This is a genomic window from Pantoea sp. 1.19 (assembly GCF_001922585.1).
GTDB lineage: Bacteria > Pseudomonadota > Gammaproteobacteria > Enterobacterales > Enterobacteriaceae > 1-19.
Genome location: NZ_MRBS01000006.1, coordinates 163,165 through 177,346 on the forward strand (window position 1 = coordinate 163,165; position 14,182 = coordinate 177,346).

Annotated in this window: 12 protein-coding genes and 3 tRNA genes; 5 read left to right on the plus strand and 10 right to left on the minus strand. The window is 60.1% G+C overall.

The window, feature by feature from the left end:
• Positions 1–18: 18 nt before the first annotated feature.
• From amiB to nnr, 3 genes are read right to left on the minus strand one after another with little or no spacing between them, the layout of a single operon-like run.
• Positions 19–1,653 (minus strand): N-acetylmuramoyl-L-alanine amidase AmiB, encoded by a 1,635-nt coding sequence (gene amiB, locus BS626_RS12615; protein WP_075182756.1) that lies wholly within the window; start codon positions 1,651–1,653, stop codon positions 19–21.
• Positions 1,650–2,126 (minus strand): tRNA (adenosine(37)-N6)-threonylcarbamoyltransferase complex ATPase subunit type 1 TsaE, encoded by a 477-nt coding sequence (gene tsaE, locus BS626_RS12620; RefSeq protein ID WP_075182757.1) that lies wholly within the window; start codon positions 2,124–2,126, stop codon positions 1,650–1,652. Before tsaE ends, amiB begins: the two co-directional genes overlap by 4 nt.
• The gene (nnr, locus tag BS626_RS12625) at positions 2,123–3,643 is read right to left on the minus strand and encodes a bifunctional ADP-dependent NAD(P)H-hydrate dehydratase/NAD(P)H-hydrate epimerase (RefSeq protein WP_075182758.1); all 1,521 of its coding nucleotides are present in this window, start codon (positions 3,641–3,643) and stop codon (positions 2,123–2,125) included. The genes tsaE and nnr overlap by 4 nt, the downstream gene beginning before the upstream one ends.
• Here nnr and queG point away from each other — a divergent pair.
• Positions 3,642–4,781, plus strand: coding sequence for a tRNA epoxyqueuosine(34) reductase QueG (gene queG, locus BS626_RS12630; protein ID WP_075182759.1), 1,140 nt, complete (start codon positions 3,642–3,644; stop codon positions 4,779–4,781). The two genes, nnr and queG, sit on opposite strands and share 2 nt — an antisense overlap.
• A 287-nt stretch (positions 4,782–5,068) precedes the next feature.
• On the opposite strand, the gene BS626_RS12635 is transcribed toward queG, so the two are convergent.
• From BS626_RS12635 to orn, 4 genes are all read right to left on the minus strand, one after another.
• Positions 5,069–5,144: transfer RNA gene (locus tag BS626_RS12635), tRNA-Gly, on the minus strand.
• 28 nt (positions 5,145–5,172) lie between these two features.
• Positions 5,173–5,248: transfer RNA gene (locus BS626_RS12640), tRNA-Gly, on the minus strand.
• Positions 5,249–5,278: 30 nt separating this feature from the next.
• Positions 5,279–5,354, minus strand: a tRNA-Gly gene (locus tag BS626_RS12645).
• A 197-nt stretch (positions 5,355–5,551) separates the two neighbouring features.
• Complete coding sequence (orn, locus tag BS626_RS12650; RefSeq protein WP_075182760.1) at positions 5,552–6,097, minus strand: oligoribonuclease; 546 nt, start codon at positions 6,095–6,097, stop codon at positions 5,552–5,554.
• 90 nt (positions 6,098–6,187) lie between these two features.
• Between orn and rsgA the strand changes: the two genes are divergently transcribed.
• The 3 genes from rsgA to mscM all read left to right on the plus strand — a co-directional run bounded on the left by rsgA (position 6,188) and on the right by mscM (position 11,538).
• Complete coding sequence (rsgA, locus tag BS626_RS12655; protein ID WP_075182761.1) at positions 6,188–7,228, plus strand: small ribosomal subunit biogenesis GTPase RsgA; 1,041 nt, start codon at positions 6,188–6,190, stop codon at positions 7,226–7,228.
• A gap of 66 nt (positions 7,229–7,294) precedes the next feature.
• Positions 7,295–8,194 (plus strand): archaetidylserine decarboxylase, encoded by a 900-nt coding sequence (gene asd / locus BS626_RS12660; protein WP_075182762.1) that lies wholly within the window; start codon positions 7,295–7,297, stop codon positions 8,192–8,194.
• An 11-nt stretch (positions 8,195–8,205) separates the two neighbouring features.
• On the plus strand, positions 8,206–11,538 hold the full coding sequence (mscM, locus tag BS626_RS12665) for a miniconductance mechanosensitive channel MscM (RefSeq protein ID WP_075182763.1): 3,333 nt from the start codon (positions 8,206–8,208) through the stop codon (positions 11,536–11,538).
• A gap of 48 nt (positions 11,539–11,586) precedes the next feature.
• Here mscM and epmA read toward each other — a convergent pair whose 3' ends face one another.
• Positions 11,587–12,564, minus strand: a complete 978-nt coding sequence (epmA, locus tag BS626_RS12670; protein WP_075182764.1) for an elongation factor P--(R)-beta-lysine ligase — start codon at positions 12,562–12,564, stop codon at positions 11,587–11,589.
• A 152-nt stretch (positions 12,565–12,716) separates the two neighbouring features.
• Between epmA and BS626_RS12675 the strand changes: the two genes are divergently transcribed.
• Positions 12,717–13,244 (plus strand): lipocalin family protein, encoded by a 528-nt coding sequence (locus tag BS626_RS12675; RefSeq protein ID WP_075182765.1) that lies wholly within the window; start codon positions 12,717–12,719, stop codon positions 13,242–13,244.
• A gap of 41 nt (positions 13,245–13,285) precedes the next feature.
• On the opposite strand, the gene BS626_RS12680 is transcribed toward BS626_RS12675, so the two are convergent.
• Both BS626_RS12680 and efp read right to left on the minus strand, forming a co-directional pair.
• Entirely contained in the window at positions 13,286–13,420 is a 135-nt protein-coding gene (locus tag BS626_RS12680; RefSeq protein WP_075182766.1) for an entericidin A/B family lipoprotein, read from the minus strand.
• Positions 13,421–13,599: 179 nt separating this feature from the next.
• On the minus strand, positions 13,600–14,169 hold the full coding sequence (gene efp, locus BS626_RS12685) for an elongation factor P (protein ID WP_075182767.1): 570 nt from the start codon (positions 14,167–14,169) through the stop codon (positions 13,600–13,602).
• Between the last annotated feature and the right edge of the window lie 13 nt (positions 14,170–14,182).

The window sequence follows — 14,182 nt, forward strand, 5'->3', positions numbered from 1 at the left end:
ATCCCGTGTTGCGCCGCGTCAGGATGCGGGGATGGTCAGCGTTTGCCCCAGCATCACGTTGCTGCTTTTCATCTTGTTGGTCTGCATGATCGCCTGCGAACTGACGCCGTAGTGGGCGGCAATGGCGCTGAGCGAATCGCCGATCACCACCTTATGTCGCCGCACCGGCGCTGTACGCGCCGGCGCGTACGGCGCCGGGACGCGAAGTCGCTGCCCGACCCACACGCCCGGTTTCTTCAGGTGGTTGAGCGTTATCAGGGTCTGCATGCTGACGCCATATTTCACCGCAATACCGGACAGCGTTTCGCCACGCTGTACCACGTGACGCCGGGTCACCCCCTGACGGGCGGCCGTTGCGGGCTGGGTTTCAACCGCCGTTGCGGACCGCAACGGACGGTTTTCCTCCTTTGGGACAGATTGTAACGGGTGCGTCAGGAAGTAATTACGCAAGCCTTTATAAATCGACTCGGCAATCTTTTCCTGGTACGCACTGCTTGCCAGCAGCCGCTCCTCCGCAGGATTACTGATAAAGCCGGTTTCCACCAGCAGTGAGGGGATATCCGGCGAACGCAGCACGCCAAGACTGGCGTGCTCAGGCCGGCGCTTATGCAGCGAACCGACGCGCTGTAGCTGAGCAATCACTTTCATCGCCACGTCGTAGCCGACGCGCTGCGAGTGGCCAAACTGCAGATCCAGCACCGCCTGACTGAGGTACGGGTCCGCCTGACTGTTGGCCAGCAGATCGCCGGCCCCGCCCAGCAGCTCAGACTGCTTCTCATGCTGTTCCAGCCAGTTGGCCATCTCACTGTTGGCCCGGCGATTCGACAGCACCCACACCGAGGCGCCGGTCGCGCTGCGGTTGGGCGCCGCATCGGCGTGAATGGATACCAGCACGTTAGCATTTTGCTTGCGGGCCACATCCGAGCGGCCCATCACCGAAATAAAATAGTCGCCATCGCGCGTCAGCACGCCGCGAAACATCGGATCGGCATTGAGTAACGCCTTGAGCTTGCGCGCAATGGCAATCGTGACGTTTTTCTCTTTGGTTCCGCCTGGCCCGATGGCCCCCGGATCCTGACCGCCGTGACCGGCATCAATGGCGACCACCACCGTGTCATTACGGTGCTGGCTCCGCTGCCCCGGCGCCACGCGCGTGTTACCGCTGCTGGCGACCGTGATTTTGTTTTCATCAAAGGGATTGCGGGCAGGCACCGACGGGCGCGGCGCGGTGACGCGGGCGTTACCGGCCGTCGGCGCGGTGGGCTGCTGCCCTTTAATCGTAAACACCACGTTGTAGTCATTGCCGCTGCGCTGCGTGACCGCACGGGTTTTGCCCGGCTGGGTCAGCTCGAACACCAGTCGGATGCTCTGGCTGTCTTTTGGCTGACTGGAACGAATCCGCTTCACGATGTTGTCACCGCTGAAGGTCAGCGGCAGCCCCTGAATTACACCGCTCTGGCGAATATCCAGCACCACGCGGTTGGGGTGGCTCAGCGGAAAAAAGGCATATACCGGCTGGCCGCTGAAGCGCAGCGTCACGGTCGCATGGTTACTGCCGTTAGCGACGCGAATATCGGCCAGATTCGCCGCGCCGGCCGACACTGCGCCCAGCAGTAGCCACAGCAGTAAACCGCTGAGCAGCGCGCGAATCATGGCTGCGCCTCAGGCGGGGTCAGCCGCGCCAGCATCGCCTCGCCCTTCGCCGAACAGGCGCGAATAACCCCTTCGCGACCGTGGTCCAGCCAGCTCAGGGTCAGGGCGAGGTCCGGCTCCGGCAGAACGCCGCTGCCCTGCTGTGGCCACTCCACCAGGCAGATGGCATCGCCGCTGAAATAATCGCGGATCCCCATGAACTCGAGCTCTTCAGGATCGGCCAGCCGGTAGAGATCAAAATGGTATACCTGACGATCGCCCAGCGCATAGGGTTCAACCAGGGTATAAGTGGGGCTTTTAACATTACCCTGATGCCCCAGTGCCTGCAGAAACCCCCGGCTAAAGGTGGTTTTTCCGGCACCGAGATCGCCGCTCAGGTGAATCACAACCGTCCCCTGGCACAGGGACGCCAGTCGGCCACCCAGTGCGAGGGTAGCGGCTTCATCAGGCAATTTCTCTACTCGGATACTCATTCTTCTTGTGCGATTCCAGGATTAACGAAAGGATAAAGGGCCGTGAACAAATCGGTTGCCAGCATGCCGCGTGTGCCGTAGCGCTGCGCCCGCAGATCGGCCGCGGCACCGTGTACCACGCAACCGGCGCAGGCGGCGGTAAAGGGTGCCAGGCCCTGCGCCATCAGGCTACTGATGATCCCTGATAACACATCGCCCATTCCCCCGGCGGCCATCCCCGGATTACCCACATCGGCGATGGCCTGCTCGCCCTGCTGGCTGACAATCAGCGTGCCGGCACCTTTTAGCACCACGGTGCCACCGTAGCGTTCGGCCAGCCGCTGCGCGGCACGCAGGCGGTCGTGCTCAATCTCCGTCACCGTGCATCCCAGCAGGCGAGCCGCTTCCCCAGGGTGCGGCGTAATGACGCGATTTTGACGTTTCTCCGCGCTGAAAGCCAGCAGGTTTAATGCATCTGCATCCCACAGCATCGGTTTTTGCGCAGTTTTCACCTGCGAAAGCGCATTTTTACCCCACTCGCGCTGCCCCAGCCCCGGACCGACAGTGATGATGTCCGCCCACGCCAGCGCCGCGTCCAGCCGCTCCGCATCCAGCTCATCGACCATCAGTTCGGGCCGCGCGGTCAGCAACGGCACCAGATTCGTTTTGTGAGTAAGCACTCGCACAAGTCCAGCACCGGTGCGCAGCGCCGCCTCTGCGGCCATCCGAATCGCCCCGGCGGTACCGCGATCGCCCCCGATCAACAGCAGTTTACCGTGATCGCCCTTGTGCGACGTGGGACGGCGCGGTGGCAGCCAACCGGGAAGCAGCGCCGCATCGAGCCGCTGCCACGGCGCGGGTTGCGCCTTCAGCCAGACGCTCAGGCCAAGCGCATCGCACTGCAGCTCCCCCACGTAGTCGCGCGCTTTCCCGGTTAGCAATCCGCTTTTTAAGACAATAAAGCTGACGGTCAGTGCTGCCGTGACGCACACGCCCGGTACTGCACCGCTGCTGGCCATCAGCCCACTGGGCACGTCCGCCGCTACCGCCGGGGCCGGATGCTGATTGATCTGCGCAATCACGGCGGCAACGGGTCCGTCGGGCGCCCGATTCAGTCCGGTGCCGAGCAGCGCATCAACAATCACGTCAACCTGCTCAGGCCAGGGAGCCGACAGCGAATGAATCTCCCCACCGGCATTCAGCCAGGCATCCCGCGCCAGAGCAGCCTCTTCTGGTAGTGGTCGCTCACTTTCAACGGCAAGCAGCGTCACATTGCATCCCCCCGATCGCGCCAGCCGGGCCAGCACGTAGCCGTCCCCGCCGTTATTGCCGTGGCCGCAGAGAATCAGCCAGTGACGGGCGGCGGGAAAGCGCGCCGATGCCGCGCGCCACAGCGCCTCCCCGGCCCGCTGCATCAGTTCAAACAGCGTCAGCCCCAGCGCATCGGCGGCATTCCGCTCCAGCGACCGCAGGCGGTCGGCGGGCCAGGCAGAGTGTGGTAAACTGCCGCTCCTATTTGACGTTTTCAGGTCTTGCATGTCACACCCTCTCGATCTCGTCGCCTTGACGGAAAACATTAAACAGTGGGGTCGCGAACTGGGCTTCCAGCAGGTCGGCATCTGCGATACCGATCTGAGCCCGGAGGAGCCCCGGCTGCAGGCCTGGCTGAAGAAGCAGTATCACGGCGAGATGGCATGGATGGCGCGGCACGGCATGATGCGCGCGCGCCCTCATGAGCTGCTGCCCGGCACGCTACGCGTGATCAGCGTGCGCATGAACTACCTGCCGGCGAAAGCCGCCTTCGCCACCACGTTAAAAAATCCTCGCCTTGGATATGTTAGTCGCTATGCGCTGGGGCGCGATTATCACAAAGTATTACGTCAGCGGCTGAAACGGCTCGGCGATCGTATTCGCGAGCACTGCATCGCGCTGAACTACCGCCCTTTTGTCGACTCGGCGCCGCTGCTGGAGCGGCCGCTGGCGGTCAAGGCCGGGCTGGGATGGACGGGAAAGCACTCGCTGGTATTGAATCGCGAAGCGGGATCGTGGTTTTTTCTGGGTGAGCTGCTGATCGATGTGCCGCTGCCGGTTGACGCGCCGCAGCCGGAACAGTGCGGCCGCTGCGTCGCCTGTCTGACCACCTGCCCGACCGGCGCAATTGTTGAGCCCTATGTGGTGGATGCGCGACGCTGTATCTCCTATCTGACCATTGAGCTGGAGGGCGCCATTCCTGAAGCGCTGCGCCCGCTGATGGGCAACCGCATCTACGGCTGTGACGACTGCCAGCTGATCTGCCCGTGGAACCGCTACGGCCAGCTAACGGATGAAGATGATTTCTCGCCGCGTCGCGTACTGCACGCGCCGGAACTGATTGCGCTGTTTGCGTGGAGTGAAGCGACGTTTCTGCGCGTGACCGAAGGATCTGCCATCCGACGCATCGGTCACTTTCGCTGGTTGCGCAATATTGCCGTGGCCATGGGCAATGCGCCGTGGGATCAGGCGATCCTCCACGCCCTGCAGAGCCGCCAGGGTGAAAACGCTCTGCTGGACGAACACATTACCTGGGCAATTACCCAGCAGCTGGCACGCCGCCGGGCACTGGCCGTGGACGTGCAACCGCCGCAGCAAAAGCGGCTGGTCCGCGCCATTGAAAAAGGGCTACCGCGCGATGCCTGAGACCGGCGTCGCGTTATCCACACACTGTGCATAAAATTAAAAAAACGTTGTCATTCAACTGACACAGAAAGTACAAGGGATCTGGATAGCAAATCTTAATCTTTATTTTTATTTTATTATCATGACGTTATAAAAAACACCCCGACTAACCTTGGCCTGCAATGCCAGGAAGCCAGACAGAAAGCCTGTGGATAAGTCTGTTGACGGACGGGAAAATTCTGCCGGAAGAGCGGGATAATCGCGACCAGCATCTGTGGATAAAGAGAGGGTGAATCAGGGAGAAAATTTGGAGCGGGAAACGAGACTCGAACTCGCGACCCCGACCTTGGCAAGGTCGTGCTCTACCAACTGAGCTATTCCCGCATCGGAGGTGCCGTTCAGTGAACCAGATTGGAGCGGGAAACGAGACTCGAACTCGCGACCCCGACCTTGGCAAGGTCGTGCTCTACCAACTGAGCTATTCCCGCATCAATGGCACTGTACAGTCAAACAAATTTTGGAGCGGGAAACGAGACTCGAACTCGCGACCCCGACCTTGGCAAGGTCGTGCTCTACCAACTGAGCTATTCCCGCAATACGTACTGACGAAGAAAACTGCATCGGTACGGGAGGCGCATTATACGAGAAAAAGAGGCGGCTGCAAGACTCTTTCCCGACTTTTTTGCATTTTTCTTTCAACCGCTGATTTATGCGTCAGCTGGCCGAAAAAAGCGTCAGCTTTCAGCCGGCTGCAGCCGCCGGCGTCCTAACTTCCCTGCCCTGTGGGCCGTTTACAGCGCCAGAAAGTGTTCGCGATAGTAGGCCAGCTCGGCCACCGATTCCCGAATGTCGTCCAGCGCCTTGTGGCTCCCCTGCTTTTTAAAGCCGGGCAGAATATCGGGTTTCCAGCGCTTCGCCAGCTCTTTCAGCGTGCTGACATCCAGATAGCGGTAATGGAAGTAGGCTTCCAGCTCCGGCATGTATTTAAACAGGAAGCGGCGATCCTGACCGATGCTGTTACCGCAGATCGGTGAAGCATTAGCCGGCACCCACTGCTGCAGAAAGGCAAGGGTCTCCTGCTCGGCGGCACGCTCGCTGTAAGAACTGGCTTTAACCCGATCAACCAGGCCGCTGTGGGTGTGGGTGCGCACGTTCCACTCGTCCATTAGCGCCAGCTGGGCATCAGACTGATGCACCGCCAGTACCGGTCCTTCCGCCAGGATGTTCAACTCGGCATCGGTGACCAGCGTCGCGATCTCAATGATCCGATCTTGCTCCGGATTGAGGCCCGTCATCTCCAGATCGATCCAAATCAGGCGGTTGTCATTTTCACTCATGCGTTGCGTTACCTGTGTTATCCCCATTTATCGGTGTATCATAGACGTTTTGCCCGTCCGGGCGAAATCAATCAATTTCAGAGAGGGTGCGTGAGCAAAAACAAACTGTCGAAAGGCCAGCAGCGTCGCGTTAAAGCCAACCATCAGCGCCGACTGCGTGAACCCCGGGTGGAAGTCGATGACAGCCTGTTTGGGGAGCCTCGCGACGGCACGGTGATCAGCCGCTTTGGCATGCACGCTGACGTGGAATACGCCGACGGCGAGGTGCACCGCTGCAACATTCGCCGTACCATCTCATCGCTGGTCACCGGTGACCGCGTGGTCTGGCGACCAGGTGCCGAGGGAACCGCCACGGTAAAAGGCATTGTCGAGGCGGTACATGAGCGCCAGTCGGTGCTGACCCGCCCGGACTACTACGACGGAGTGAAACCGATCGCGGCCAATATCGATCAGATAGTCATCGTCTCCGCAATCCTGCCGGAGCTGTCGCTGAACATTATCGATCGCTACCTCGTTGCCGCCGAAACGCTGGACGTTGAGCCGCTGCTGGTGCTGAACAAAGTCGATCTGCTGGATGAGGAGGGCCTGGCCTTCGTTGACGAACAGATGGCGATCTACCGCGACATTGGATATCGCGTGCTGATGGTATCCAGTCATGCTCACGCCGGTCTCCAGCCGCTGGAAGCGGCCCTCACCGGACGCACCAGCATTTTTGCCGGTCAGTCGGGCGTTGGCAAGTCGAGCCTGTTGAATACCCTGCTCGGCCTGGAGCAGGCGATCCTGACCAATGACGTCTCGGACGTATCCGGACTTGGCCAGCACACCACGACCGCCGCGCGCCTGTACCATTTCCCGCACGGCGGCAGCGTGATTGACTCCCCCGGGGTGCGCGAGTTTGGCCTGTGGCACCTGGAGCCGGAACAAATTACCCGCGGATTTGTCGAATTTCGCGACTACCTCGGCCACTGCAAATTTCGCGACTGCAAGCATGAGGATGATCCCGGCTGTGCACTGCGCGAAGCGGTAGAAAACGGTAAAATCGATGAATCGCGCTTTGATAACTACCATCGCATTTTAGACAGCATGGCGCAGGTAAAAACGCGTAAAACCTTTTCCGGCAATGAAGACTGACATTTACCCTTGTCGTGGTTACAATTCGCCCCCTTTTTTCAACGATTAACGAGCCCGGAGGCTACCGTGTTGGATCGAATTAAACTTGCCCTGCAGCATGTCCTGCCGCAAAAGTGGCTGACAGAGCTGGCCGGCTGGGGTGCCAGTAAGCGAGCGGGTCGCCTGACCAAGGCGGTGATTGACCTGTTTGTCTGGATCTACAAAGTGGATATGTCCGAAGCGCAGAAACCGGACACTGCCAGCTATCGCACCTTTAATGATTTCTTCGTCCGACCGCTGCGCGAAGACGCGCGCCCGATGGCGACCGATGCCAATGAGCTTATCCAGCCGGCCGACGGCGCCATCAGCCAGCTGGGGCCGATTAACGGCGATCAGATTTTCCAGGCGAAGGGCCACAGCTATTCGCTTGAGGCGCTGCTTGCCGGTAACGCACAGATGGCGGAGCGGTTCCGTGATGGCCACTTTGTCACGACCTACCTGGCACCGCGCGACTATCATCGCGTCCACATGCCCTGCAACGGTATTCTGCGTGAGATGATCTACGTACCGGGCGATCTCTATTCAGTGAATCCGCTGACTGCCGCCAACGTGCCCAACCTGTTTGCCCGTAATGAGCGCGTCATTTGCCTGTTTGATACCGATTTCGGCCCGATGGTGCAGATTCTGGTCGGGGCCACGATTGTTGGCAGCATCGAAACCGTCTGGGCCGGCACCGTTACCCCGCCGCGCGAAGGGGTGATCAAGCGCTGGACGTGGCCGGCCGCCGATAGCGAAGGTGCGGTGGTGCTGTTGAAAGGTCAGGAGATGGGACGCTTCAAGCTCGGCTCGACGGTGATCAACCTGTTCGCCGCCGATCGCATCCGCCTGAATAACACGCTTACCACCCGCTCGGTAACGCGCCTGGGTCAGCCGCTGGCGCAGGGGCTGTCGCCGCAGAGCGAGCCGGTGACCCCGCCCGACGCGTAAGGATACTGGCCGTGCGCCTGATACTGACGTTACTGATCTGCTGGTGTGTGAGCCAGCCCCTGTGGGCCGCTGCAGTGCCCGACAGCGCGCAGCTGAAGCAGGAACTGGAGTCGGCAAAATCGGCGAAAACGCCGAACCAACCCGACACGGTGCAAACGCTGGAAACGGCGCTGAAATCGCTGGAAGATCGCGACGAGTCTCTCGCGCGGGCGAAGCAGTACCAGCAGGTAATCGACGATTTTCCGCGCCTGTCGCGGGAGCTGCGCCAGCAAATTACCGCGGTCAGCGACAGCAGTAAAACCGTGCGCAGCACCATGAACAGCGCCGAACTGGATCAAGAGATCCTGCAGGTTAGCAGTCAGCAGATCGAAGAGAGTCGGCAGGCACAGCAGGAACAGGAGCGCAGCCGTGAGATCAGCGACTCGCTCAGCCAGCTGCCGCAGCAGCAAACCGACACCCGCCGCGCCCTGAGTGAGCTGGATCGCCGGCTGCAGGCCATGCCGGCACCAACCAACGTCTTTACTCAGGCGCAGGTGTGGGCCCGGCAGAGCGAGTCCGCGGCTCTGAAGGCGCGGGTGGATGAACTGCAGCTGGAGCAGCTGTCAGCCAACAACCGCCAGGAACTGGCACGCATGCGTGCCGATCTGCATCAAAAACGCGCTGAGCAGCTGGATAACTACCTGCAGGCGCTACGTAATCAGCTGAATACGCTGCGGCAGCGCGAAGCCGAGGTTGCACTGGAGCGCACCGAGCAGCTGGCGGAAAACAGCGAAGATCTGCCGGCCAAAATTACCGAGCAGTTTCGCGTCAACCGCGAGCTGTCCGCGGCGTTGAACCAGCAGGCGCAGCGGATGGATTTGATCGCTTCGCAGCAGCGCCAGGCCACCAATAACACCATTCAGGTTCGGCAGGCGCTGAGCACTATTCGCGAGCAGTCGCAGTGGCTGGGCGTCTCAAATGTACTTGGCGAAGCCCTGCGAGCGCAGGTGGCACGCCTGCCGGAAATGCCGAAGTCGCAGCAGCTGGATAGCGACATGGCTCAGCTGCGCGTCCAGCGTCTCTCCTACGAAGATAGGCTGGATCAGCAGGCCCAGCTGCGCCAGTTGAAACAAGACAACGGCGAACCGCTGACCAGCGAACAAAAGCGGATTCTGGATGCCCAGCTGCGTACTCAGCGCGAGCTGCTCGGATCGCTGATTTCCGGCAGCGATAATCTGATTCTGGAAGTGACCAAGCTGAAGGTCGCTAACGGCCAGCTGGAAGATGCGCTCAACGAGATTAAACAGGCTGCACACCGCTATCTGTTCTGGAGCGCGGACGTCAATCCGATCGGCCTGAGCTATCCGCTGCACGTGGCGCAGGATTTACAGCGCCTGCTGTCGCTGGATACCCTGGGCCAGCTGGGCAAAGCGCTGATGATGATGTTTACCAGCCGCGACACCATTTTGCCGGTGATCGGTGCGCTGCTGCTGGTCGGCTTCGCCATCAGCTCACGTCGCCACTATCATGCCTTCCTCGCCCGCGCCGCCAGTCGGGTTGGTAAGGTGACCCAAGATCAGTTCAGCCTGACTATGCGCACGGTATTCTGGTCGATCCTCGTGGCCCTGCCGCTGCCGGTACTCTGGGGCGCACTGGGATATGGCTTGCAGCAGGCCTGGCCCTACCCGATTGCGGTGGCGATCGGTAAAGGCGTCACCGCCGCCCTGCCGGTGCTGTGGGCCTTTATGATCAGCGCGTCGTTTGCCCGGCCGCAGGGCCTGTTTGTGGTCCACTTTCGCTGGCCGCAGGCGCGCGTGTCCCGCGCCATGCGCTACTATCGCCTGTCAATCGGGCTGATTGTCCCGCTGATTATGCTGCTGATTACCTTCGACAGCCTGGACGATCGCCAGTTTTCCAGCACCCTCGGTCGGCTGTGCTTTATCCTGATTTGCGGCGCTCTGAGCCTGGTGACCCTGAGCCTGAAGCGCGCCGGTATCCCGCTGCATCTCGACAAAGAGGGTAACGGTGAGAACCTGCTAAATAACGTGTTCTGGAACCTGATGATCGGCATTCCGCTGCTGGCGGCGCTGGCCTCCGCGATCGGTTATCTGGCTACCGCGCAGGCGATTCTGGCCCGTCTGGAAACCTCAATGGCCATCTGGTTCCTGCTGCTGGTGGTGTATCACATTATTCGCCGCTGGATGCTGATCCAGCGGCGACGCATCGCCTTTGATCGCGCCCGTACCCGCCGCGCCGAAATTCTGGCTCAGCGCGCCCGCGGCGAGGAGGAGAGCAGCGCCCTGGCGGCTACCGCCGACGGCGGTCAGGACGTTGAAGAGCCGGTCATTGACCTTGATGCGATCAGTGCACAATCGCTACGGCTGGTGCGCTCGCTGCTGACCCTGATTGCGCTGGTTTCAGTGATTGTCCTGTGGTCCGAGATCCATTCGGCGTTTGGTTTTCTGGAGAACATTAAGCTGTGGGATGTCACCACCAACGTGCAGGGCATTGAGAGCCAGCAGCCCATTACTCTGGGCGCGGTGCTGATTGCGATTCTGGTGTTTGCCATTACCGCTCAGCTGGTCAGAAATATGCCGGCGATGCTGGAGCTTGGACTGTTGCAGCACCTCAGCTTATCGCCCGGCACCGGCTACGCCATCACCACGCTGACCAAATACCTGCTGTTGCTGATTGGCGGCCTGGCCGGCTTCTCACTGATCGGCATTGAGTGGTCGAAACTGCAGTGGCTGGTCGCGGCGCTGGGTGTCGGACTCGGCTTTGGTCTGCAGGAGATCTTCGCTAACTTTATCTCTGGTCTGATTATCCTGTTTGAGAAGCCAATTCGCATCGGCGATACGGTGACTATCCGCGATTTGACCGGCAGCATTACCCGCATCAATACGCGGGCCACCACCATTACCGACTGGGACCGGAAAGAGATTATCGTGCCCAACAAGGCCTTTATTACCGAACAGTTTATCAACTGGTCGCTGTCAGATTCGGTGACGCGCGTGGTGCTGACTATTCCGGCACCGGCCGAGGCCAATAGCGATCAGGTGACCCAGCTGCTGCTGTCGGCGGCGAACCGCTGCAGCCTGGTGCTGGATAACCCGATTCCGGAAGTGTTTCTGGTTGATTTACAGCAGGGGATCCAGCTGTATGAACTGCGTATCTACGCTGCAGAGATGGGGCACCGGATGCCACTGCGCCATGAGCTGCACAGCCTGATCCTGAATGCGTTCCACGAGCACGGGCTCGAGATGCCGTTCCCGCCGTTCCAGGTTCGGATGGAGACTGTCGGCCGGAAAATTCCAGCCAGCAACGGCACGCCGGCCGCCCGTCAGTACAAATCGGGCGGTCTGTAAGCGTGGCGCCCGGCGCGGTCGCTGCACGCGACCGCGCCGGGCATTTAATTAGCAGCGATCGACCGGAAAAGCGATCACCTCGCTGAGCGATTCTGCCTGCAGCGCCAGCATCACCAGGCGATCAACCCCCAGCGCGACCCCGGAGCAGTTTGGCAGCCCGTGTGCCAGCGCCGCCAGCAGATAGTGATCGACCGGCTGCTGCGGCAGGCCGCGCGCCGCGCGCTTGCGATTATCTTGCTCAAAGCGGCCGCGCTGCTCGCGGGCGTCGGTCAGTTCGCGGAAGCCGTTGGCCAGCTCAATGCCCTTAAAGTAAACCTCAAAGCGCTCCGCAACGCGGTGATCTTCGGTGCTGATCTCCGCCAGCGCCGCCTGACTGGCCGGGAAGTGATAGATAAACGTCGGTCGCTCAAGACCAATTTTCGGTTCTACGCCCAGCATAAACAGCAGCTGCAGCAGCGTATCGCGATCGTCTTCGGCGTCAGCCAGATCGCCCACGCCAAGGGTTGCCGCCAGCTCGCGCAGCTGCGTTTTATCGGCCGACAGCGGATCGGTGTCAAGATGGCGAATAAACGCCTGTTGATAAGAGAGGCTCTCCGCACTGTCGCAGTCGAGCACCTGCTGCAGCAGATCGTCGACCTCGTTCATCAGTCGGTACATATCATAATGGGGGCGATACCACTCCAGCATGGTGAATTCCGGATTGTGGTGCCGACCCGCTTCTTCATTCCGAAAACTGCGGCCCATTTGATAAATCGGGCCGCTTCCTGCCGCCAGCAGGCGCTTCATATGATATTCCGGGCTGGTCATCAGATAGAGATCGATGCCCTGAGCCGCACCCGGGCCGACAAAGCGGGTCTGAAACGGAAACAGATGAACGTCGGTGACCGTCGCCTGGCTCATCGCCGGCGTCTCCACCTCCAGCACGCCGCGATCGGCAAAAAAGGCCCGGATATCGCGCAGGATCTTCGCGCGTTTTAAGAGATTGGCAATCGGGGCACTGGGTTGCCAACTGGCCGATTCGCTCATGTTTCATACTCCGCAGTCATACAGGGGCAGGCAGTCTACCCGTTCATTTCCAGCCAGACAATGGCTATCCGGTCGCCCGCGCGGCGCCGAAAATCCGCAGGCCGGCTCGAAGTGTCTATACTCTGACTAAGCCACTGAAAAGGAAAACTAACATGACATTCTGGAAATTATTGATCGCCGCTGCCGGCTCTTTGCTCACCGTGGCCTGTTCGACCACGCCGCCCAAAGGGGTGAAGGTCATCTCGGATTTTGATAGCCAGCGCTACCTCGGCCGCTGGTACGAAATCGCCCGGCTTAATCATCCGTTTGAGCGGGGCCTGGAGCAGGTGACTGCCACCTATAGTCCGCGCGACGACGGCGGTATTAAGGTGATCAATCGCGGCTACAACCCTAAAAAACAGACATGGAGCGAAAGCGAGGGCAAAGCCTACTTTACCGGTAAACCGAATGAAGGGGCGCTTAAAGTCTCTTTCTTTGGCCCTTTCTACGGCGGCTACAACATCATCGCGCTGGATGATGACTATCAGCATGCGCTGATCTGCGGCCCGAATCGCGACTATTTGTGGATTCTGTCACGCACGCCACAGCTGGATGACAAGGTCAAAGCGGCACTGGTGGAGAAGGCGCGACAGCTGGATTTCCCGGTGGATACGTTGATTTGGGTGAAACAGGCGGGTTAAGGTAATCAGCGGTACGGCACGCGGCCGTACCGCTAATCCCGTTACTGGGCGCTGCGCTGGATGGCTTCGCCGCCCGCTTCCACATCCTGGCCTACGCCGCGCGTAGTGTTACAGGCAGACAGCAGGGATGAAAGTACCAGGGCAGAGAGCAGCGCGGCAATGGTCTTCTTATTCATAGTCATTTCCTTGTTGATGTACCGGATGTCTACAGCACTTTTAAATATAGACAGCTTTCAACAAGTCGCGCGGGGATGCGCAGAAAAAGCGGGGGCAGGGTCGGAATCTGTGACGGCATCCCGATCGCGCACGGCGCGATCGGGAGAGGGCCTGCGCCTTCCGGGCGGAAGGCAGCGGCTTATTTTACGCGAGAAACGTAAGAGCCACCGTCGCGAGTATCGACGCGGATCACTTCGCCAATCTGTACAAACAGCGGCACTTTGACTACCGCACCGGTGCTCAGGGTTGCCGGCTTACCGCCGGTACCGGCGGTATCGCCCTTCAGGCCTGGATCGGTTTCAATCACTTCGGCCTCGATGAAGTTCGGCGGCTGAATGGCGATAGGACGGCCGTCCCACAGGGTGACGATACACTTCGCCTGGTCCTGCAGCCATTTCGCGTCATCACCCACCACTTTCGCTTCCACCTGGTGCTGCTCGTAGGTTTCCGGGTGCATAAAGTGGAAGAACTCTCCGTCGTTGTACAGGTAGTCCATGTTGGTATCTACCACGTCCGCGCCTTCCGCAGAGTCGGTCGATTTAAAGGTTTTTTCCACGCGGGAGCCGGTCAGCAGGCGACGCATTTTTACGCGTGCAAACGCCTGTCCTTTACCCGGTTTGACGAACTCGCTGGATTCGATGGCGTAAGGTTCGCCTTCAAACATGATTTTGAGACCGCCGCGAAAATCGTTGCTAGAATACGTTGCCATAAAGGCCCTCTAC